This window comes from Micromonospora sp. DT46, assembly GCF_049841735.1.
In the GTDB taxonomy this organism is placed as follows: domain Bacteria; phylum Actinomycetota; class Actinomycetes; order Mycobacteriales; family Micromonosporaceae; genus Micromonospora; species Micromonospora reichwaldensis.
Window position 1 is genome coordinate 447,086 of record NZ_JBNCKW010000001.1, and the last position, 20,500, is coordinate 467,585.

19 protein-coding genes are annotated in these 20,500 nt (G+C 73.7%); 10 read left to right on the forward strand and 9 right to left on the reverse strand.

Annotated elements, in window-relative coordinates; genetic code table 11:
• Window positions 1-92: 92 nt before the first annotated feature.
• The 3 genes from ACLQ20_RS02025 to ACLQ20_RS02035 all read right to left on the reverse strand — a co-directional run bounded on the left by ACLQ20_RS02025 (window position 93) and on the right by ACLQ20_RS02035 (window position 2,570).
• Window positions 93-848, reverse strand: coding sequence for an ABC transporter permease (locus ACLQ20_RS02025; RefSeq protein WP_151454428.1), 756 nt, complete (start codon window positions 846-848; stop codon window positions 93-95).
• A 19-nt stretch (window positions 849-867) separates the two neighbouring features.
• A complete protein-coding gene (locus ACLQ20_RS02030; protein ID WP_151454429.1) occupies window positions 868-1,827 on the reverse strand; it encodes an ATP-binding cassette domain-containing protein in 960 nt (319 codons plus the stop codon).
• Between the two features lie 131 nt (window positions 1,828-1,958).
• Window positions 1,959-2,570, reverse strand: a complete 612-nt coding sequence (locus tag ACLQ20_RS02035; protein WP_132233960.1) for a PadR family transcriptional regulator — start codon at window positions 2,568-2,570, stop codon at window positions 1,959-1,961.
• 146 nt (window positions 2,571-2,716) lie between these two features.
• Between ACLQ20_RS02035 and ACLQ20_RS02040 the strand changes: the two genes are divergently transcribed.
• Entirely contained in the window at window positions 2,717-4,468 is a 1,752-nt protein-coding gene (locus ACLQ20_RS02040; protein ID WP_425853968.1) for an acetyl/propionyl/methylcrotonyl-CoA carboxylase subunit alpha, read from the forward strand.
• Window positions 4,469-4,652: 184 nt separating this feature from the next.
• Here the strand turns inward: ACLQ20_RS02040 and ACLQ20_RS02045 are convergent, their stop codons facing one another.
• Window positions 4,653-5,540 (reverse strand): LysR family transcriptional regulator ArgP, encoded by an 888-nt coding sequence (locus tag ACLQ20_RS02045; RefSeq protein WP_425854239.1) that lies wholly within the window; start codon window positions 5,538-5,540, stop codon window positions 4,653-4,655.
• Between the two features lie 96 nt (window positions 5,541-5,636).
• On the opposite strand from ACLQ20_RS02045, the gene ACLQ20_RS02050 reads away from it, so the two are divergent.
• Window positions 5,637-6,233, forward strand: coding sequence for a LysE/ArgO family amino acid transporter (locus ACLQ20_RS02050; protein ID WP_425854240.1), 597 nt, complete (start codon window positions 5,637-5,639; stop codon window positions 6,231-6,233).
• A gap of 107 nt (window positions 6,234-6,340) precedes the next feature.
• Complete coding sequence (locus tag ACLQ20_RS02055) at window positions 6,341-7,780, forward strand: GuaB1 family IMP dehydrogenase-related protein (RefSeq protein WP_327030470.1); 1,440 nt, start codon at window positions 6,341-6,343, stop codon at window positions 7,778-7,780.
• 153 nt (window positions 7,781-7,933) lie between these two features.
• On the opposite strand, the gene ACLQ20_RS02060 is transcribed toward ACLQ20_RS02055, so the two are convergent.
• Window positions 7,934-8,503, reverse strand: a complete 570-nt coding sequence (locus ACLQ20_RS02060; protein ID WP_151454432.1) for a TetR/AcrR family transcriptional regulator — start codon at window positions 8,501-8,503, stop codon at window positions 7,934-7,936.
• Window positions 8,504-8,586: 83 nt separating this feature from the next.
• Between ACLQ20_RS02060 and ACLQ20_RS02065 the strand changes: the two genes are divergently transcribed.
• The 4 genes from ACLQ20_RS02065 to ACLQ20_RS02080 all read left to right on the forward strand — a co-directional run bounded on the left by ACLQ20_RS02065 (window position 8,587) and on the right by ACLQ20_RS02080 (window position 13,352).
• Complete coding sequence (locus ACLQ20_RS02065; RefSeq protein WP_425853969.1) at window positions 8,587-9,033, forward strand: DoxX family protein; 447 nt, start codon at window positions 8,587-8,589, stop codon at window positions 9,031-9,033.
• Between the two features lie 25 nt (window positions 9,034-9,058).
• Window positions 9,059-9,523: a MarR family winged helix-turn-helix transcriptional regulator gene (locus ACLQ20_RS02070; RefSeq protein WP_151454434.1), complete on the forward strand. Its 465-nt coding sequence runs from the start codon at window positions 9,059-9,061 to the stop codon at window positions 9,521-9,523.
• Window positions 9,517-11,250: an ABC transporter ATP-binding protein gene (locus tag ACLQ20_RS02075; protein ID WP_425853970.1), complete on the forward strand. Its 1,734-nt coding sequence runs from the start codon at window positions 9,517-9,519 to the stop codon at window positions 11,248-11,250. The genes ACLQ20_RS02070 and ACLQ20_RS02075 overlap by 7 nt, the downstream gene beginning before the upstream one ends.
• Before the next feature lie 140 nt (window positions 11,251-11,390).
• The gene (locus ACLQ20_RS02080; RefSeq protein ID WP_327031145.1) at window positions 11,391-13,352 is read left to right on the forward strand and encodes an ABC transporter ATP-binding protein; all 1,962 of its coding nucleotides are present in this window, start codon (window positions 11,391-11,393) and stop codon (window positions 13,350-13,352) included.
• Window positions 13,353-13,411: 59 nt separating this feature from the next.
• Here ACLQ20_RS02080 and thrS read toward each other — a convergent pair whose 3' ends face one another.
• The gene (gene thrS, locus ACLQ20_RS02085) at window positions 13,412-14,629 is read right to left on the reverse strand and encodes a threonine--tRNA ligase (protein ID WP_425853971.1); all 1,218 of its coding nucleotides are present in this window, start codon (window positions 14,627-14,629) and stop codon (window positions 13,412-13,414) included.
• A 526-nt stretch (window positions 14,630-15,155) separates the two neighbouring features.
• Here thrS and ACLQ20_RS02090 point away from each other — a divergent pair.
• Both ACLQ20_RS02090 and ACLQ20_RS02095 read left to right on the forward strand, forming a co-directional pair.
• The gene (locus tag ACLQ20_RS02090) at window positions 15,156-15,803 is read left to right on the forward strand and encodes a DedA family protein (RefSeq protein ID WP_151455644.1); all 648 of its coding nucleotides are present in this window, start codon (window positions 15,156-15,158) and stop codon (window positions 15,801-15,803) included.
• Between the two features lie 95 nt (window positions 15,804-15,898).
• The gene (locus ACLQ20_RS02095) at window positions 15,899-16,519 is read left to right on the forward strand and encodes a DUF998 domain-containing protein (RefSeq protein WP_151455643.1); all 621 of its coding nucleotides are present in this window, start codon (window positions 15,899-15,901) and stop codon (window positions 16,517-16,519) included.
• Here the strand turns inward: ACLQ20_RS02095 and ACLQ20_RS02100 are convergent.
• Window positions 16,497-17,900 carry an NAD(P)H-quinone dehydrogenase gene (locus ACLQ20_RS02100; RefSeq protein ID WP_151455642.1) on the reverse strand — a complete coding sequence of 468 codons (1,404 nt, stop codon included), beginning with the start codon at window positions 17,898-17,900 and terminating at the stop codon, window positions 16,497-16,499. The genes ACLQ20_RS02095 and ACLQ20_RS02100 overlap by 23 nt on opposite strands.
• A 165-nt stretch (window positions 17,901-18,065) precedes the next feature.
• Here ACLQ20_RS02100 and ACLQ20_RS02105 point away from each other — a divergent pair, with 165 nt between their 5' ends.
• Window positions 18,066-18,521, forward strand: coding sequence for a gamma-glutamylcyclotransferase (locus ACLQ20_RS02105; RefSeq protein WP_132233291.1), 456 nt, complete (start codon window positions 18,066-18,068; stop codon window positions 18,519-18,521).
• 91 nt (window positions 18,522-18,612) lie between these two features.
• Here the strand turns inward: ACLQ20_RS02105 and ACLQ20_RS02110 are convergent, their stop codons facing one another.
• The gene (locus ACLQ20_RS02110; RefSeq protein ID WP_425853972.1) at window positions 18,613-19,575 is read right to left on the reverse strand and encodes a GNAT family N-acetyltransferase; all 963 of its coding nucleotides are present in this window, start codon (window positions 19,573-19,575) and stop codon (window positions 18,613-18,615) included.
• 166 nt (window positions 19,576-19,741) lie between these two features.
• Window positions 19,742-20,485: an SCO6745 family protein gene (locus ACLQ20_RS02115; protein WP_311414048.1), complete on the reverse strand. Its 744-nt coding sequence runs from the start codon at window positions 20,483-20,485 to the stop codon at window positions 19,742-19,744.
• Window positions 20,486-20,500 lie beyond the last annotated feature (15 nt).

The window sequence follows — 20,500 nt, forward strand, 5'->3', positions numbered from 1 at the left end:
TGCCCCGCCCCTGGTGAGAGGCAACTCTCCCCGGCGTCAGGAAGGGCCTCTTCCGCTACCGCAGGCGTCAGGAAGGTGCCCTTCCTTTCACCTCACCGGACGCTGCTGGCGAACTGCCGGGCCGCCCAGACGACGCCAGCGGCGGCGAGGAGCGCGATGATGCCGAGGCCCTGCCAGACCTTGTCGTCGCCGAGCTGGCCGGCGAAGAGGGCCCGGGTGCCGTCGACCGCCCAGGAGAACGGGTTCCACTCGGCGATGCCCTGGAGCCAGCCGGGGGCGAAGGTCAGCGGCAGCAGGATGCCGGAGAGCAGCAGCACCGGCTGGGCCACGGTGTTCATCAGGGGGGCCAGCGCGTCCTCGCTCTTGACCTTGAGCGCGATGCCGTAGGAGACGGCCGAGGTCATCAGCGCGATCAGGGCGAGCATCAGGTACGCCAGCAGCAGGTCGACGAGGGAGACGCGCAGGTCGAACAGGAGCGCGAGCAGGGTGATGATGACCGCCTGCACGATGAGCGACACCACGTCGCGCAGCGAGCGGCCGAGCAGCAGGGCGAGGCGGCTGACCGGGGTTACCCGGGAGCGTTCGATGACCCCGGCGCGCAGCTCGGCGATCAGGCCGAAGCCCTGGAAGAGGCCGCCGAAGATGGCCAGCAGCACCAGCAGGCCGGGTACGAAGATCTTGTAGGCCTCCGCCTGGGTGGGCGCGTTCAGCGCCGGCTTGAGCAGCGGGGCGAAGAGCAGCAGGTACATCACCGGCTGGAAGACGCCGACGAAGACCCAGACGGGGTTGCGCAGCAGTAGCTGAAGCTGGCGCTGGAAGATCAGCCAGGTGTCACGGGCGAGTTTCATGGGATCTCTCCGGTCGGGATCAGGACTCGCGCAGCGAGCGGCCGGTCTTGGTGAGGAAGACGTCGTCGAGGCTGGGCCGGTGCAGCTCGATGGACCTGAGCCCGAGGCCGGCGGTGTCGACGCGGCGCAGGATCTGCGGGATGGCGGTGGCGCCCTCGTCGACGTAGAGCCGCAGCCCGCCCTCCTCGGCGGTCTCCAGCTTGTTGACGTACGGCTCGCCGTCGAGCAGCTGCGCGGCCTGCGGGGTGGCCGCCGCGTCGAGCCCGACCAGCACGACGTCGCCGGAGATCTCGCGCTTCAGCTCCGTCGGGGTGCCCTCCGCGACCACCTCGCCGTGATCCATGATCGCGATCCGGTCGCAGAGCGCGTCGGCCTCCTCCAGGTAGTGGGTGGTGATGAAGACGGTCATGCCGTCGCCCCGCAGCCGGCGGATCTCGTCCCACATGTGCGCCCGGCTCTGCGGGTCGAGGCCGGTCGTCGGCTCGTCGAGGAAGACGATGCTCGGCTCGTGGATGATGCCTAGGGCGATCTCCACCCGCCGGCGCTGACCGCCGGAGTAGGTCTTGCACTTGCGGTCGGCGTACTCGGTGAGCTGGAAGGCGTCGAGGGCGCGGGCGGCCCGCCGGTGCGCGTCGGCCTTGCCGATGCCGTACATCCGGGCGTGCAGGACGAGTTCCTCCCGGGCGGTGGACTCGTCCCAGGTGCTGCCGCCCTGGGCGACGTAGCCGATGCGGCGGCGCACCTCGGCCGGGTCCTTGCGCAGGTCGACCCCGGCGACGGTCGCCTCGCCGCCGTCCGGCTCGATGAGCGTGGCCAGCATCCGCAGGGTGGTGGTCTTGCCGGCGCCGTTGGGGCCGAGGAAGCCGAAGATCTCCCCCTCGGTGACCTTCAGGTCGACGCCCCGCACCGCGTCGACGGTCTTCTTCTGGCGACCCTCTCGGGAGCGGAACGACTTCCGCAACCCTCTGGTCTCGATCATCTCTGCTCCTGGTCGTCCGGGCCGGTGCCACCGGCCACCTGTCTGTCCCTCGGAGACGACGCCGGACGGCATGCTTCCCCCGTGGCGCCCCGGGCAGGCTAACGCGATATAGCTCTTTTGGTCAACGTTGATTATTCGCCCTCCGTCGGCCGGGGCGGCAACTGCTCCTCCCAGCCCTCCCAGCCCTGCGCCCGCTCCAGCCCCTCGGGCAGGTACGACACCCCCGACTCGATCCGTTCCGCGATCCGCTCGCACCAGGAGATCTCCGCCTCGGAGCGGGCGGTCCACAGCTCGAACATCCACCCCACGTGCACCGGCTTGGTCGAACGCATCCAGCCAGAACTCAACGACGTACGCATCCACTCGACACCGGCGCGCAGCAGGTTCGCCCGGTTGCGCAGGGCGGCCGCCGCCTCCTCGCGCGGCATCGCGGGCAGGAAGGAGAACGCCGCCGCGAACGGGTCCGGCGGCTCGTGCAGCTGCCACCACAGGCCGCGCAGCAGCGACTCGAACTCCTCCTCGCCCTTCGGCGTCACCTCGTAGGTGGTGCGGGCCGGACGGGCGCCCACCTGCTCGGTGGCCACCTCGCGCAGAAGCCCTTCCTGGGTCAGCTTGCGCAGGGCGTGGTAGATCGATCCGGGCTGCACGTTCGCCCACCTGTCGGCGCTCCAACTCAGCAGCTCGCGGCGCACGTCGTAGCCGTGCACCGGCTGCATCCAGCGCACCAGCCCGAGGATCATCATTCGCGTGGCAGACACCGGATGAGCGTAATAAGCAAATTTGACTAGGGCGCGGTGAACAGTGCGGCATCCCACACTGAGCGATCGTTAGGGTCGCCACGGTGGCCGATACACTCCCGGTCAGTGACCCTCCGGGAGGAGCCAGCAAGGTGCGCAAGGTACTCATCGCCAACCGCGGCGAGATCGCCGTCCGCGTCATCCGTGCCTGTCGCGACGCCGGCCTCGGCAGCGTCGCCGTCTACGCGGACTCCGACCGGGACGCTCTGCACGCCACGCTTGCCGACGAGGCGTACGCGCTCAGCGGGGACACCGCCACCGACACGTACCTGCGGATCGACAAGCTGCTGGAGGTCGCCGCGAAGGCCGACGCCGACGCGGTCCACCCCGGCTACGGCTTCCTCTCCGAGAACGCCGACTTCGCCCAGGCCGTCATCGACGCCGGGCTGACCTGGATCGGCCCCACCCCGCAGGCGATCCGGGACCTCGGCGACAAGGTCACCGCCCGGCACATCGCCCAGCGCGCCGGCGCTCCCCTGGTGCCCGGCACCCCCGACCCGGTCGGCGGCCCCGACGAGGTGTTGGCGTTCGCCGTCGACCACGGCCTGCCGGTCGCCATCAAGGCCGCCTTCGGCGGCGGCGGGCGCGGGCTCAAGGTGGCCCGCACGATGGAGGAGATCCCGCACCTGTTCGAGTCGGCCACCCGCGAGGCGGTCGCCGCGTTCGGCCGGGGCGAGTGCTTCGTCGAGCGCTACCTGGACAAGCCCCGCCACGTCGAGGCGCAGGTGCTGGCCGACCGGCACGGCAACGTGATCGTGGTCGGCACCCGGGACTGCTCGCTCCAGCGCCGGCACCAGAAGCTGGTCGAGGAGGCTCCCGCGCCGTTCCTCACCGACGCGCAGCGCGCCCAGATCCACGACAGCGCCAAGGCCATCTGCCGCGAGGCGGGCTACCACGGCGCCGGCACGGTGGAATACCTGGTCGGCGCCGACGGCACCATCTCCTTCCTGGAGGTCAACACCCGCCTCCAGGTCGAGCACCCGGTCACCGAGGAGACCGCCGGCATCGACCTGGTCCGCGAGCAGTTCCGGATCGCCGACGGCGAGAAGCTGCGGTTCACCGAGGACCCGACGCCGCGCGGGCACTCGATCGAGTTCCGGATCAACGGCGAGGACCCGGGCCGCAACTTCCTGCCCGCCCCCGGCACGGTCACCGCGCTGCGGCTGCCCACCGGCCCCGGCGTCCGGGTCGACACCGGCATCTCCGCCGGCGACGTGATCGGCGGCAACTTCGACTCGCTGCTGGCCAAGGTGATCATCACCGGCGAGACGCGTACCGAGGCGCTGGAGCGCGCCCGCCGTGCCCTGGACGAGATGGTCGTCGAGGGCATGGCCACCGCGCTGCCGTTCCACCGGCTGGTCGTCCGGGACGAGGCGTTCACCGCCGAGCCCTTCACCGTGCACACCCGGTGGATCGAGACCGAGTTCGACAACACCGTCGCGCCGTTCACCGCCGCCGCCGGGCCCGCCGACGCGCCGGCCGAGCGCGAGACCGTCGTGGTCGAGGTCGGGGGCAAGCGGCTGGAGGTCAGCCTCCCCGCCGGCTTCGGCGGGGGTACGGCCACCGCCGCGCCCGCCGCGCGCAAGCCGGCCCGCCGGAGCGGCGGGACCAAGGCCGGCGTCGCGGTCAGCGGCGACGCGCTCACCTCCCCGATGCAGGGCACCATCGTCAAGATCGCGGTCACCGACGGCGACACCGTGGCCGAGGGTGACCTGGTCGTGGTGCTGGAGGCGATGAAGATGGAGCAGCCGCTGCACGCCCACAAGGCGGGCACGGTCAGCGGCCTCGCGGCCGAGGTCGGCGCCGTCATCACCGCCGGCGCGGCGATCTGCACCATCGCCTGAGGGTGTAAGGAAGGGCACCTTCCTGACGTTTCGGTACAGGTGCCCTTCCTAACGGCACGGTGCGGCGCGGCACGGCACGGCACGGCGCAACACGGCGCGGCGCAGCACGGCACGGCCGGCCGGGGTGCGCCGCGGCGTGGCACCAGCCCGCCGGACAGGGCGCGGCAAGCAGCCCGCCGGGCGGTCAGCGCAGTTCGGCGCCCGCCACCGTTCGGACGGCGGCCGTCAGCGCGTCCAGGGTGGCGGAGTCCACCCGCCAGTGCTGCCAGTACAACGGGCGGTCCAGGTGACGCCCGACGCCGAGGTCGACGCAGCGTCCGGCGGCGACGTCGGCGCGGGCGATCCGCTCCGGGACCACCCCCCAGCCGAGCCCGAGCCGCACCGCCTCGTTGAAGCCGTCGAAGGACGGGACGTAGTGGACCGGCGGGTCGAGCCGACGCCGGGTGACGGTGCGGGCGAACCGCTGCTGGAGCTGGTCCTTGCGGTCGAACGCCATCATCGGCGCCGACGCCAGGGCGGCCTCGGTGAGACCGTCGGGGAAGTGGCGGGCGGCGAACCCGGTCTCGGCCAGGGCGACGTACCGCATGGCGCCCAGCCGCTCCACCCGGCAGCCCTGCACGGCCTCGCGCTGCGCGGTCACGGCCGCCATCGCCGTGCCGTCGCGGATCAGCTCCGCCGTGTGGTCCTCGTCGTCCCGGCGGACGTCGAACAGCAGCGCCAGCTCGGTGGGCAGTCGCGCCAGCGCGCCGACGAACCAGGTGCCCAGCGAGTCCCCGTTCGCCACGACCGTCACCCGGGTGGGCGCGGGCCCGCCGAGGGCGGGCCGGGCGGCGTCCAGCGCCTCCCGTTCCAGCAGGGCCACCTGCCCGGCGAGCCGCAGCAGCGGCCGGCCCGCGTCGGTGGCCCGGCACGGCTTCGTCCGCTGGACGAGCACCTGACCGACGGACTGCTCCAGCGCCTTGAGGCGCTGGCTGACGGCCGAGGGGGTGACGTGCAGGGACCGCGCCGCCGCCTCGAAGCTGCCCTCGCGGACCACCGCGGCGAAGGTCCGGAGCTGCGTGGTGTCCAGCATGATGAAGCAGAGCTTATCCGCCATGAGAATCTTTAGCTGGGCTGCATGACGCGGGGCTCGTAGCCTCGGCTCGTGCCCGACATCCTCAGCAGCTCCGTGGCCGGCTCCGCCGCCGCCGGCTTCTCCCTCGCCATCGCGCTGATCGCCGCCATCGGCGCGCAGAACGCCTTCGTCCTGCGGCAGGGCCTGCGCCGCGAGCACGTCCTGCCGGTCGTCGCCGTCTGCGCCGCGTCCGACGCGCTGCTCATCGCGCTCGGCATCGCCGGCATGGGCGGCGCGACGGCGGAGCACCCCACCGCCCTCACCGCCGTCCGGTGGCTCGGCGCCGCGTTCCTGCTCGGGTACGCCGCGCTGGCTGCCCGCCGCGCGCTGCGTCCCGGCGCGCTCTCCCCCGCCGACCGGCCGCCGGCCACGCTCGGGGCGACGCTGCTGGCCTGCCTCGCGTTCACCTACCTCAACCCGCACGTGTACCTCGACACCGTCCTCCTGCTCGGTGGGGTGGCCCGCCAGCACCCGCACCACTGGGTCTTCGGCGCGGGCGCCGTGCTGGCCAGCGCGGTCTGGTTCACGGTCCTCGGCGCCGCCGCCCACCGGCTCGCGCCCGTGCTGGCCCGCCCCGTGGCCTGGCGGGTGATCGACGGGACGGTGGCCGTCGTGATGGTGGCGGTCGCGGCCACCCTGCTGCTCGACTGAGCGCGCCGGTGGCGGCGTTGGTGCGGGCGTTGGTGTTCCGGGCGTGGTCGGGGTGTTTTCGGCTACCACCCGGGGCGCGGGCGCCGGCGGGCGTGAATGATGGCGACGTGCGGTTCCTTCACGGCGCGGTCCCCGCGCACGACCTGACCTACAACGACGTCTTCATGGCGCCCGTCCGTTCCGAGGTGGGTTCGCGGCTCGACGTCGACCTGGCCACCCCCGACGGCACGGGCACCACCATCCCGCTGGTCGTGTCGAACATGACGGCGGTGTCCGGCCGCCGGATGGCCGAGACGGTCGCCCGGCGCGGCGCGATCGCGGTCATCCCGCAGGACATCCCCATCGAGGTGGTGGCGAACGTCGTCGCCTGGGTCAAGCAGCGGCACCTGGTGCACGACACGGCGATCACGCTGGGCCCGACCGACACCGTCGGCGACGCGATCCACCTGCTGCCGAAGCGGTCGCACGGCGCCGTGGTGGTCATCGACGAGGAGAGCCGGCCGGTGGGCGTGGTGACCGAGGCGGACACGGTCAGCGTGGACCGCTTCGCCCAGCTCCGGCACGTGATGTCCACGGAGCTGCACACCGTGCCGGCGGACGCGGACCCGCGTACCGGCTTCGAGCGGCTCTCGGCGGGGCGACGCCGGTTGGCCCCGGTGGTCGACGCCGAGGGGCGCCTGGTCGGGGTGCTGACCCGGCAGGGTGCGCTGCGGGCCACCCTCTACCGGCCGGCGGTGGACGACCGGGGCCGGTTGCGGATCGCCGCCGCCGTGGGCATCAACGGCGACGTGACCGGCAAGGCGGCGGCGCTGCTGGAGGCCGGGGTGGACACGCTGGTGGTGGACACCGCGCACGGGCACCAGGAACGCATGATCACCGCCCTGCGGGCGGTCCGCGCGCTGGATCCGGCGGTCCCGGTCGCGGCGGGCAACGTGGTGACCGCCGAGGGCGTACGCGACCTCGTGCGGGCGGGGGCCGACATCGTCAAGGTCGGCGTCGGTCCGGGCGCGATGTGCACCACCCGGATGATGACCGGGGTGGGCCGGCCGCAGTTCTCCGCCGTGCTCGACTGCGCCGCGGCGGCCCGGCAGCTCGGCCGGCACGTCTGGGCCGACGGCGGCGTGCGACACCCGCGCGACGTGGCGCTGGCGCTGGCCGCCGGAGCCTCGAACGTGATGATCGGCTCCTGGTTCGCCGGCACCTACGAGTCGCCCGGCGACCTCTACACCGACGCCGACGGCCGGCGTTACAAGGAGAGCTTCGGCATGGCCTCGGCGCGGGCGGTCAGCGCGCGGACTGCCGACGACAGCGCGTACGACCGGGCCCGCAAGGCGGTCTTCGAGGAGGGCATCTCCTCGGCGCGGATGTACCTGGACCCGGCCCGTCCGGGCGTGGAGGACCTGATCGACGAGATCATCGCGGGGGTACGGAGCGCCTTCACCTACGCGGGTGCGCGCGACCTCGCGGAGTTCCACGAGCGGGCCCTGGTCGGCGTGCAGAGCACGGCCGGCTACACCGAGGGGATGCCGCTGCCCACCAGCTGGTGACACCCCCGCCACCGGCGGGCCGCGCCGCAGTGGGCTGGCGGTGCCTGTCGGTGAGCGGTGCCCGTCGAGAGCGGTGCCTGTCGGGCTGAATCGGCTACGACATCAGCTCGACAGGACCGGCACGGGCACTGCCACCTGGCCGTCCCGCGCCCGTCAGGGCTGCGGGAAGAGGCGGTGGATCACCTCGCGGGCTGCCTTCCGGGGGTCGTCGCCGACGCGCGGCGGCAGCGCGCCCGAGATCCAGAGCGTGGCGAAGCCGTGCACGATGGACCAGGCCGCGAGCGCGTCGCCCTGCGGATCCTCCGCCGTCAGGCGTCGCTCGGACAGCCCCGCGACGCCCGAGTGCAGTGCGGCCCCGGCGCGCTGGCGGGCCGCCACCAACTCCGTCGCGTCGGCCCGGTAGAGGTCCGGACGGAACATCACCTCGAAGTGCGCGCGGTGGCGGACCGCGAAGTCGACGTACGCGACGCCCCGGTCGAGCAGTTCGCCGCCGGCGCCGTGCAGCGCCTCGGCCAGCAGGTGGAAGCCCTCGGTGGCGAGGGCGGTGAGCAGCCCGGCCTTGTCGCCGAAGTGGTGGGCCGGGGCGGCGTGCGAGACGCCCGCCCGGCGGGCCAGGTCGCGCAGGCTCAGCGCCGCCGGGCCCGACTCCTCGATCACCTGCACCGCCGCCGCGAGCAGGGCGCGACGCAGGTCGCCGTGGTGGTAGCCGCGCGTTCCGGTCATGCCGCCATCATATCTTGCCATTGACAAGATGACACCTCCGACGGCAATCTTGTCGGCGACAAGTTGCTACCGAGGAGGTACCGATGGCTCCGTTGATCGCACTCGTGGCCGGCACCGCGCTCGCCCGGCTGGCCGGGCTGGCCGGAGTGGCCGCCCTCGACGGCTGGCATCCGGCGCTGCGGGTGGGCCTGGCGCTGATGTTCGTGGTGACCGGTGTCGCGCACTTCGCCCCCGCCTACCGGGCCGACATGATCGCGATGGTGCCGCCGCGCCTGCCCCGGCCCGACCTGCTGGTCACCGTCACCGGCATGCTGGAGCTGGTGGGCGCGGTCGGGCTGCTGGTGCCGGCGACCGCCCGCTGGACCGCAGCCGGGCTGGCCCTGCTGATGCTGGCCATGTTCCCGGCGAACGTCTCGGCCGTGCGGCGCGGGCTGACCCTGGCCGGCCGCCCGGCGACCCCCCTCGGCCCGCGTACGGCGGAGCAGATCCTCTTCGTCGGAGTGGCCGTCGCTATTTCGTTTGGGGCCTGACGTTCAGGGCGCTAATCTGCCGTCCATGGAACTGTTGACGCTGCGGGACGTGCCGATAGCGCGACTGCTCGTGGTCGCCGGGCACGTCACCGGACAGCGGTGGAATCGTTACCTGGCCGAGGCGCACGGCCTCACCCAGGCCGGGATGGTCGCTCTGATGACTCTCGCCGAGCACGGCGAACTGGCGCACCGCGCGGTCGCCGAGCACTGTTTCGTCCGGCCGGCCACCCTGACCGGCATCGTCGACACCCTCGAACGTGACGGCCTCGTCGAGCGGCAGCGCGACGAGGCCGACCGGCGCAGCGTCAAGATCGCGATCACCCCGGCCGGCCGCGCCCGGATCGACGCGCTGACCGCCATGATCCGCTCCGGGCAGCCGCTGACCTCGGTCGACGCCGACCCGGCGAAGGCGGCGGTGATCCGCGAGTTCCTCCTCGAGGTCATCGGCAACGGCGACCACGGCACCCCGGAAGGGAGCCCGGCATGCTGACCCGGCTGCTGCGTACGCACCTTCGCCCGTACCACCGGCCGCTGGCCGCCGTGGTGCTGCTCCAGTTCGTCGGCACCATGGCGTCGCTCTACCTGCCCAGCCTCAACGCCGACATCATCGACCTGGGCGTGGCCCGGGGCGACACCGGCTACATCATGCGCACCGGCGGCTGGATGCTCGCGGTCAGCCTCATCCAGATCGTCTGCTCGGTCGCGGCCGTCTACCTCGGCGCGCGCACGGCGATGGCCTTCGGCCGGGACGTCCGGTCGTCGATCTTCGGGCACGTCAACCGCTTCTCCGCCCGCGAGGTCGCCCGGTTCGGCGCGCCCTCGCTGATCACCCGCAACACCAACGACGTGCAGCAGGTGCAGATGCTCGTGCTGATGAGCTGCACGATGCTCGTCGCCGTGCCCATCATGAGCGTCGGCGGCGTGGTGATGGCGCTGCGCGAGGACGTCGGGCTCTCCTGGCTGATGCTCGTCAGCGTGCCCGTGCTGGCCGTCGCCCTGTGGCTGATCATCCGGCGGATGGTGCCGGGCTTCCGGCTCATGCAGACCCGCATCGACACGGTCAACCGGGTGCTGCGCGAGCAGATCACCGGCATCCGGGTGGTGCGGGCGTTCGTCCGGGAGCCGTACGAGACGGACCGCTTCGCCACGGCGAACGCCGACCTCACCGCGACCGCCCTGCGGATCGGCCGCCTGATGGCGTTGATCTTCCCGGTGGTGATGCTGGTGCTCAACGTCTCCAGCGTCGCGGTGCTCTGGTTCGGCGCCGAGCGGGTGGACGCCGGGGCGATCCAGGTCGGCGCCCTCACCGCCTTCCTCCAGTACCTGATGCAGATCCTGATGGCCGTCATGATGGCCACCTTCATGCTGATGATGGTGCCGCGGGCGGCGGTCTGCGCCGAACGGATCGTCGAGGTGCTCGACACCGACTCCTCCGTGGTGCCCGCCGCCCGCCCCGTGACCGAGGTGACGAGCCACGGCGAGCTGGAACTGCGCGACGTCGCGTTCCAATACCCGGGGGCGGCCGAGCCGGTGCTGCGCGACGTGTCGTTCCGGGTGACGCCGGGGACGACGACGGCGGTCATCGGCAGCACCGGCGCGGGCAAGACCACCCTGCTGTCGCTCGTGCCCCGGCTGGTCGACACGACCGCCGGCGCGGTGCTGGTCGACGGCGTCGACGTGCGGGAGCTGGCGCCGGACGAGCTGTGGCGCCGCATCGGGCTGGTGCCGCAGCGGCCGTACCTGTTCACCGGGACCGTGGCGAGCAACCTGCGCTACGGCAACCCGAACGCGACCGACGCGGAACTCTGGGACGCGCTGGAGATCGCCCAGGCGCGGGACTTCGTCGAGGCCATGCCCGAGGGGCTGGCGGCGCCGATCGCGCAGGGCGGCACGAACGTCTCGGGCGGGCAACGGCAGCGGCTGGCCATCGCGCGCGCCCTGGTCCGGCGACCGGAAATCTACCTCTTCGACGACTCGTTCTCCGCGCTCGACCTCGGCACGGACGCGCGGCTGCGGGCGGCGCTGCGCCCCGTCACCGCCGACGCCGCCGTGGTGATCGTGGCGCAGCGGGTCTCCACCATCGTCGGCGCCGACCAGATCGTCGTGCTCGAGAACGGGGGCGTGGTCGGAATCGGCCGGCACGACGAGCTACTACTCACCTGCCCGACGTACGCCGAGATCGTGGCGTCGCAGAACACCACGGAGGTGGTCGCGTGAGCGAGCGGAGCGAGCCAACCGTCAGGCACAGCAGCGCGGGCGCGAGCGCCGTACCGCAGCAGAAGCCGGCCGCCGACGCCGCGACGCCGAAGCGGCTGCCGCCCGGCGGGCAGCGCGGCGGTCCGCACGCGGGCGTCGGGATGCCCGCCGAGCGGTCGATGAACTTCGGGCCCTCGGCCCGGCGGCTGCTGGGCCGGCTGCGCCCGCAGCGCCTCCAGCTCGTCGCCGTGATCGCGCTGGCCGTGCTCAGCGTCGGCCTCAGCGTGGTCGGGCCGAAGGTGCTCGGCTGGGCCACCGACCTGATCTTCACCGGGGTGATCGGCCGGCAGCTGCCGGCGGGCACCACCGCCGACCAGGCGGTGGCCGCCGCGCGGGCGGCCGGCAACGACAACTTCGCCGACATGCTCGCCCGGATGGACGTGGTGCCCGGCGAGGGCATCGACTTCACCGCGCTGGCGCGGGTGCTGCTGCTGGCACTCGGGCTCTACCTGGTGGCCAGCCTGCTGATGTGGTGGCAGGGCTGGCTGCTCAACGGGGTGGTGCAGCGCACCGTGCTGCGGCTGCGCGCCGAGGTGGAGGAGAAGCTGAACCGACTGCCGCTGCCCTACTTCGACCGGCAGCCCAGGGGCGAGCTGCTCAGCCGGGTCACCAACGACATCGACAACATCTCGACGAGCCTCCAGCAGACGCTGAGCCAGCTGCTCACCTCGCTGCTCACCGTCGTCGGCGTGCTCGCCATGATGTTCTGGATCTCGCCGCTGCTGGCCCTGGTGGCCCTGGTCGCGGTCCCGGTCTCGGTGGTCGTCACCACCGCCATCGCCAAGCGGTCGCAGCGGCAGTTCATCGCCCAGTGGGAGCACACCGGCGAGCTGAACGGCCAGATCGAGGAGGCGTTCACCGGCCACGAGCTGGTGAAGGTCTTCGGCCGGCAGCGCGAGGTGGAGGCCGCCTTCACCGCCAAGAACGACGAGCTGTTCCGGGCTAGCTTCGGCGCCCAGTTCATCAGCGGGATCATCATGCCGGCGATGATGTTCGTCGGGAACCTCAGCTACGTGGCGATCGCCGTGGTCGGTGGCCTGCGGGTGGCGTCGGGGTCGATGAGCCTCGGCGACGTGCAGGCGTTCATCCAGTACTCGCGGCAGTTCACCCAGCCGCTCACCCAGGTCGCTTCGATGGCGAACCTGCTCCAGTCCGGGGTGGCCTCCGCCGAACGGGTCTTCGCCGTGCTCGACGCCGAGGAGCAGAGCCCCGACCCGGCCGAGCCGGCCCGGGTACGCGACCCGCACGGCCGGGTCGAGTTCGCGAACGTCTCCTTCCGGTACGCCCCCGACAAGCCGCTGATCGAGGATCTCTCCCTGGTCGCCGAGCCCGGCCACACGGTCGCCATCGTGGGGCCGACCGGGGCCGGCAAGACCACGCTGGTCAACCTGGTCATGCGCTTCTACGAGCTGGACGCCGGCCGGATCACGCTCGACGGGGTGGACGTGACCACGATGCGCCGCGACGACCTGCGCGGCCGGATCGGCATGGTGCTCCAGGAGACCTGGCTCTTCGGGGGCACCATCCGCGACAACATCGCGTACGGCCGCCCCGGGGCGAGCGAGGAGGAGATCCTGGCCGCGGCCCGGGCCACGTTCGTGGACCGGTTCGTGCGCAGCCTGCCCGACGGCTACGACACGGTGATCGACGAGGAGGGCAGCAACGTCAGCGCCGGCGAGAAGCAGCTCATCACGATCGCCCGGGCCTTCCTCGCCGAGCCGTCGCTGCTGATCCTGGACGAGGCGACCAGCTCGGTGGACACCCGCACCGAGGTGCTGCTCCAGCGGGCGATGGCCGCGCTGCGGTCGGACCGGACGAGCTTCGTCATCGCGCACCGGCTCTCCACCATCCGCGACGCCGACCTGATCCTGATGATGGAGGACGGCCGGATCGTGGAGCAGGGCACGCACGAGGAACTGCTCGCCGCGCGGGGCGCGTACCACCGCCTGTACCGGTCGCAGTTCACCGCCGCCCTCCAGCCCGACCCCGACCCCGACCCCCAGCCCGGCCTCGACCTCCAGGCCGGCCCCGAGCCCGCGCCGCTCGAAGGGTCGTCCCGGTGACGGGGAGACCGCCGGCGGCGACGGGCGGGCGGTCGACGGGGTCGGGGCCGGGCGGGGGCTCAGCGGGTCGGCAGCAGCGCCGGGCCGCGGTCGGCCACCACCGCGCCGATCAGCCGCAGGGCGTCGGCGGCGGGCATCGGGTCCAGGGCCCGGCCGCCGCGCAACCGCAGGGAGACCGCGCCCTCGGCCGCCTCGCGGGGTCCGACGACGGCGGCGTACGGGACCCGGGCGCGGGCCGCGTCGCGGATGCGGGAGCCCAGCGAACCGGCCCCGTCGACCTCGACGCGCAGCCCGGCGGCCAGCGCGTCGCGGGCGAGCCGGGCCGCCGCCCCGGCCTGGTCGTCGCCAACGGGCAGCACCACCAGCTGCACCGGGGCGTACCAGGCGGGGAAGGCGCCCTCGTGCACCTCGATCAGGTACGCGAAGAGCCGCTCCATGCTGCCCACGAGGCTGCGGTGCACCATCACCGGTCGACGCCGCGCCCCGGACGCGTCGGTGTACGACAGGTCGAACCGCTCCGGCTTGTCGAAGTCGAGCTGGACGGTGGAGAGGGTGAACTCCCGGCCGGCGGCGTCCCGCACCTGGATGTCGATCTTCGGGCCGTAGAACGCGGCCTCCCCCGGGGCCTCGGTGAACTCCACCCCGTCGAGCGCGGCGCGCAGCAGTTCCTCCGCCCGCGCCCACTGGGCGTCGTCCCCGACGTACTTCTCCCCCGGCCCGCGCAGCGACAGCCGGAACCCCGCCGGCCGTACGCCGAGCGCGGCGTGCGCCTCGCGGATCAGCCGGAGGATCTCGGCGACCTCCTCGCCCACCTGCTCCAGGGCGCAGAAGTTGTGCGCGTCGTTGAGCGAGATGGCGCGCACCCGGGACAGTCCGCCGAGCACCCCCGAGCGCTCGGCGCGGTACATGCCGCCCAGCTCGGCGATCCGCAGCGGCAGCTCCCGGTAGGAGCGGCCCCGGGCCCGGAACACCAGGGCGTGGTGCGGGCAGAGCGCCGGCCGCAGCACGAACTCGTCGTCGGCGGAGAGCCGCATCGGCGGGAACATGTCGTCGGCGAAGTAGCCGAGATGGCCGGAGAGTTCGAAGAGTTCCCGCCTGCCCAGCGGCGGGGTGGACACGTGCCGGTAGCCGGCGCGGCGTTCCAGCTCGCGGACGTACTCCTCGACGGCGTGCCGGGCGGCGGCCCCGGCCGGCAGCCAGAGCGGCAGCCCGGCGCCGGCCAGCGGGTCGGAGGCGAACAGCTCCAGCTCCCGGCCGAGCTTGCGGTGGTCGATCATGTCGCGCTCCTTGATCGGGTACGACCCGGAGTCGACCCGGTCACCGGACGCCGCGAGGCCCCGGGGCGGATCGCCCCGGGGCCTCGTCGACGGTCAGGTCAGTACGGCGCGCCGGGGTCTCCCGGCGTCGTGGTGGATACCGCACTGCGCATGCCGCGACGGTACGGCCCTGCCCGCGGGGACCGCAGCCGGTTTTTCCGGGCGCTCCGGCACGGGGGCGGAAGCGCGGACGGGCACAGGGGCGGGCCGCCGGCACGGGACCTGCCGACGGCCCGCGGCGGCCGCACCGTCAGGAACGGGGGACCCGACGGTCGTGGGGCCGCGCCCCGACAACGGTACGCCGGGGTGCCCCGGTCCGCCGACCCTCGCCGCCGCGCCCATCCGTCACCTGCGGCGGTCTCCGCTCGTTGTGTCCGGTGGCCCTGCCGTGTCGGTGGTCACCACGCGCCAGGGTCCCGCCCCGTGACGCCGGGCGACCCGTCAGGCTCGGTACCCGCAATCGGCCCCGTCCGGCGAGGTGGCAGTCGTGCCCGAACTACTCACTGAGATCGCAACGCCGGCCTGGGCGTACCTCGCACTGCTCGCGCTGCTGGTCGCCGACGCCTTCGTCCCCGTGATCCCCACCCAGGTCGTGATGATCACCGGGGGCGCCCTCACCGTGTACGGCGGGCTGAACCTGCCGGTGACCATCGCCGTCGGCGCGCTCGGCGTCTTCGTCGGGGACCTGGCCTGCTACCTGCTCGGGCGGGGCGCGCCGGACCGCCGGGCGCCGCGCGACGCCCAACGGGGCCGGGCCCGGCGCGTCGCCAGCCGGGTCACCCAGGGGCTGCGCCGACCCGGGCCGCTCGTGATCCTGCTCTGCCGCTTCGTGCCCGGCGGACGGATGGCCGCCTGCTTCTCGGCCGGCCGCAGCCGGTACCCGTACCGCCTCTTCCTGCTCTACGAGGGCCTGGCGGCGCTGGCCTGGGCGACGTACGGCGGACTGGTCGGGCACCTCGGCGGGACGGCGCTCACCGAGTCCGCGTGGCGGCTGGCGCTGATCGCGGGAGTCGCGGCGGCCGGCTTCGCGGCGGCGGGCTGGGCCATGACCGCCGTCGGGGCCCGGCGGGCGGCCGAGTCGGTCGCGGTGCCGGTCGTCGTCGCGGCGAGGCGGGACGCGCCCGGGGCGGAGTGACCGGCCGCCCCGGCGCCGCCTAGGGGTGGTCCCGGGGACCGATCTCGGTGGGCGGCCCGGATCCGTCTGGGGTCCCTCGCGGGACAGGCTGAGCCATGCGCGGAACCCGGAACAGTGGACTGCTGGCCCTCGGCGGGATCGCCCTGGCGACGCTGCTCGCCGTGATCGGCCACGTCGAGGTGAGCGAGAACCTGGACCCGTGGACGCTGACCGTCAGCGACTACGCCGTCTCCGACCGAGGCGGCGTCATCGACGTCGCCATGCTGGTGCTCGCGGCGGCCACCGCCGTGCTCCTGCCCGCCCTGTGGCGCGGCCACCGGCCGGCCGCCGCCGGAGCGGAGCGGGCGGCGGAGGCGTTCCTGGCCGCCTGGGTCGGCGGGCTGCTGCTGGCCGCGGTGGTGCCGACGAACGAGCCCGGCCTGCCCATGGACACCGCCGCCTACGTCCACCGGTACGCCTCGGTGGTCGCCTTCCTGGCGCTGCCGGCCGCCGGTTGGCTGCTCGCCCGACGCCTGCCGGCAGCCGCGGGCCGCCGGGTACGCGGTCTCGCCACGGCCAGCGTGGTCCTCGCGGCGGCGATGGTCTGGTCCGCCTACCCCGGCGACCGGCTGCTGCTCGGCCTGGTCGAGCGCCTGCTGATCCTCACCGAGGTCGCCGTGCTCGTCGTCGTCGCGGTCGCCCTGCTCCGGCGGATCACTCCAGCTCGTGCAGCATGAGCTGGCGGGCGGCCTCGGTGATGGAGCCGGACAGGCTCGGGTAGATCGTGATCGTCTGGGCCAGCTCGTTGACCGTGAGGTTGTTCTCCACCGCCATGGTGATCGGCAGGATCAGCTCGCTCGCCTTCGGCGCCACCACCACACCGCCGATCACCTGCCCGCTGGCCGGGCGGCAGAAGAGCTTGACGAAGCCGTCGGCGAGGCCGTCCATCTTCGCGCGGGCGTTGCCGTCCAGCGGCAGCATGACCTGCCGGGCCGGCACCTTGCCCGAGTCGACCTCGTCCTGCGAGACGCCCACGGTGGCCAGCTCCGGGTCGGTGAACACGTTCGCCGCGACGGTACGCAGCCGCAGCGGCCGGACCGCCTCGCCGAGCGCGTGCCACATCGCGATCCGGCCCTGCATGGCGGCGACGCTGGCCAGCGGCAGCACCCCGGTGCAGTCGCCGGCCGCGTAGATGCCGGGCACGTTGGTCCGGGAGACCCGGTCGACGGTGACGTAGCCGCCCCGGGCCAGCGCGACGCCGTACTCGGCCAGGCCCAGGTCGGCGGTGTTGGGGATGGAGCCGACCGCGATCAGCGCGTGCGAGCCGGCCACCTTCCGGCCGTCGGAGAGCTCGACCTCCACCCCGTCGGCGGTACGCCGGACCGCGTCGGCCCGGGAGTTGTTGAGGATGCTCATGCCCCGGGTGCGGAAGACCCGCTCGATGGCCATGGCCGCGTCGGCGTCCTCGTGCGGCATCACCCGGTCGCGGCTCGACACCAGCGTCACCTGCACGCCCATCGCCAGGTAGGCGCTGGCGAACTCGGCGCCGGTGACACCGGAACCCACCACGATCAGGTGCTCGGGCAGCTCCGGCAGGTCGTACACCTGGCGCCAGGTCAGGATGCGCTCGCCGTCCGGTACGGCGGTGGGCAGCTGGCGCGGCGTGGCGCCGGTGGCGACCAGCACGGTCGACGCGGCGATGGACTGCTCGCCGCCGCCGTCGGTCGGGGTGACGAGCACCCGATGGGTGTGCCCGAGGGTGTCCTCGCCGAGCCGGGCGGTGCCCGACACGAAGGTCACCCCGGCCTTGACCAGCTTGGCGTGGATGTCGGCGGACTGGGCGAGCGCGAGGCGCTTGACCCGCTCGTGCACCGCGCCGGCGTCGACCGTGACCGCCTCCAGGCCGTCGGAGTCCACCCCGAACTCCTCGGTGTCCCGGTAGCCGGTCACCACCTCCGAGCTGGCGATGAAGGTCTTCGACGGTACGCAGTCGGACAGCACGCAGGCCCCGCCGGCGCCCTCGGCCTCCACGACGGTGACATCAGCGTCCAGCTGCGCGGCGACCAGGGCCGCCTCGTAGCCGGCCGGTCCACCGCCGATGATCACGATCCGGCTCACAGGGCCATCCTTTCGTTCGCGACTGCGGGGCTCCGCTCCGCTGCGCTCCTCGCGCTCACCGTGCCCGCCCCCCACCAATGCTCACAGTGACTTTCTTCTCCCGAACGCGTCCGACACGCTCAGTCGTATTCTCCCCCACCCCGTGGGCGGGCTATCGTCATCGCCGTGCGTCATCACGCCGCCTACGGCTCTAACCTCGACCCCGCCCGCATGCGCGCCTACTGTCCGCATTCGCCGATGGTGGGCACCGGCTGGCTGGAAGGCTGGCGGCTCACCTTCGCGGGCGAGGACGTGATCGGCTGGGAGGGCGCAGTCAGCACGGTCGTCGAGTCGCCCGGCGACCGGGTCTTCGTGGCGATCTACGACATCCACCCCTACGACGCCGCCCAGCTCGACGAGCTGGAGGGGGTGACCGCCGGCACGTACCGCAAGCTGCACGTGCGGATCTCCACCCTCGACGGCGACGTGACCGCGTGGATCTACGTCTTCGACGGGTACGAGGGCGGGCTGCCCACGGCGTGGTACCTCTCGGAGATCGCGAACGCCGCCGAGAAGGCGGGCGCGCCGGACGACTACGTCACCGAGCTGCGGTCCCGCCCCACCGGCACCGCGTCGGCCTAGCCCGTACGGTCGGCCCCGCGCGTATCCCACGGCCCCCAGTCTGCTCCGGCACCGGGCGGGGCCCCCATCCGGCCCCGCCCGGCGTCGTCAATCACACACCGGTGGCCGGCACGACCAGCTCGTACATGTCGACCCAGCGCACCTCGCGCAGCCCCACCGACCGGTAGAGCGAGAGCGGGGCGGTCGGGTTGGCCAGGTCGACCCCGAGGCCGACGGTCTCCCGGCCCTTCTCCGCGTACCGGGCGAACGCGTGGTTCAGCAGTGCCGCGCCCACCCCGCGACGCCGGTGACCGGGCAGCACCGCGAGGTTCCTGACCCATCCCTCGTTCCGGTCGAGCGCCTGGTCGGACGACCGGAGTACGCCGGCGGGCTGCCCGTCCACCTCGGCGACGAACCACTCGTCCCAGGCCGTCCCGGGCCTGATGAGGGCCCGCCACCGGTCGTAGCCCGACGGCTCGTAGTCGGGGGTGTCGCGGAAGGCGGTGTCGAAGATCCGGTGGAAGTCGCGCAGCTCCGACTCGTCGCCGGGACGCACCGGCCGGACCGTCACCCCGGGCGGCGGTGGCGGCGGCTCGCCGGGCACCCCCGCCAACGAACGGCGCAGGAGCTGGTACCGCTTGACGAAGTCGAACCCCGCCTCGGTCAGCTCGGCCGCCCACCGGCGCTCGGGCTCGCAGGCGGGACAGCGCACGATCAGGTCCGGCAGGCCGCGCTCGGCGGCCCGCGCGGCCACCCGGTCCAGCTGCCGGGCCAGCAGTGGCCCCCGCACCTCCGCGCCCCGGTCCGGGTCGACGAACACGTCGACGAACTCCCGGCCCATCCCGGTCTCGTTCTGCAGGATCGCCCAGGCCACCAGAGCGCCCTCCGGATCGGTCACCACCCAGGAGTCCCGCTCCGGGTCGACGTGCGGCGCGGTGAGCGCGTCGCGCACGTCGTCGGCGTCGAAGTCCGGATAGCCGATGGCGAAGGTGTCGGCGGCGTGCACCACCGCCAGGATCGCCGGTACGTCGTCCAGGGTGGGTCGGCGGGCTTGCCAGCCGGCGGGAAGAGTCACGGGGGCGATCCTGACAGGCGGGCCGGCGGGTCGCCGCCGATTTTCCGGCCCGCCCCGGCGGCCGGGGTCCGGCGCGGGCCGGGGTCCGGCGCGGGCCGGGGTCCGGCGCGGGCCGGGGTCCGGCGCGGGCCCCGTTCCTGCGCGGACCGGGGTCCGGCGCGGCGGCTCAGCCCGGGTCGGTCAGGTGGGCCCGGGTCGCGGTGAGCAGCTCCACCAGTTCGGCGCCGTCGGCCGGGCCGAGCGCCGCGAAGGCCGGTGAGGCCAGCCGGTCGGTCACCGCCTCGGCCCAGAGCCGCCTGCGCACCAACGGCCCGACCGGCGGGTACGGCGGCGGCCAGCCGCAGGCGACCGCGCCCGCCTCCCCGTCCGGGCCGGCGAGCACGGCCTCCAGCGGGGTCATCCCGCTGGCCCGGACCGCGATCAGGTGGGCCCCGGCGAAGTGCTCCCGGAGCAGGCGCAGGCCGACGGCCGCCCGGGCGCCGGCCGTCCGGACCGGCACCGGCATGGCGCGCCAGGCCGCGAAGAGCGGCATGCCGCTGGCGTCCGCGGCGTCGACCGCGCGGCTGAGCAGGGCGGCGAGCCGGCTCACCCCGGCGAGGGCGTCGAGCCGCTCCTCGCCCCACCGGCAGCACTCGACCATGGTGGCGGCGGCCACCTCGACCGGCGGGACGACCCGGCGGGCCGCGTCCCAGCCGTCGGCGACCGCTTCGGGGGCCAGGAAGCCAAGGGCGGCGGCGACCGTCTCGGCGCGCACGTCCCCGAGGGCGCCGGCCCGCCCGGTGACGTAGAACGCCCAGCCGGGGATGCCGAGCAGCCGGGCCCGCCGCAGGGTGGTCGGGCAGCGGGTGAAGACGTCGCCGAGGTCCAGCACGATCGGCTTGCTGGCCGCGGCGACCTGTTCCGGCGTCATCCGCCCGCTCCCCGT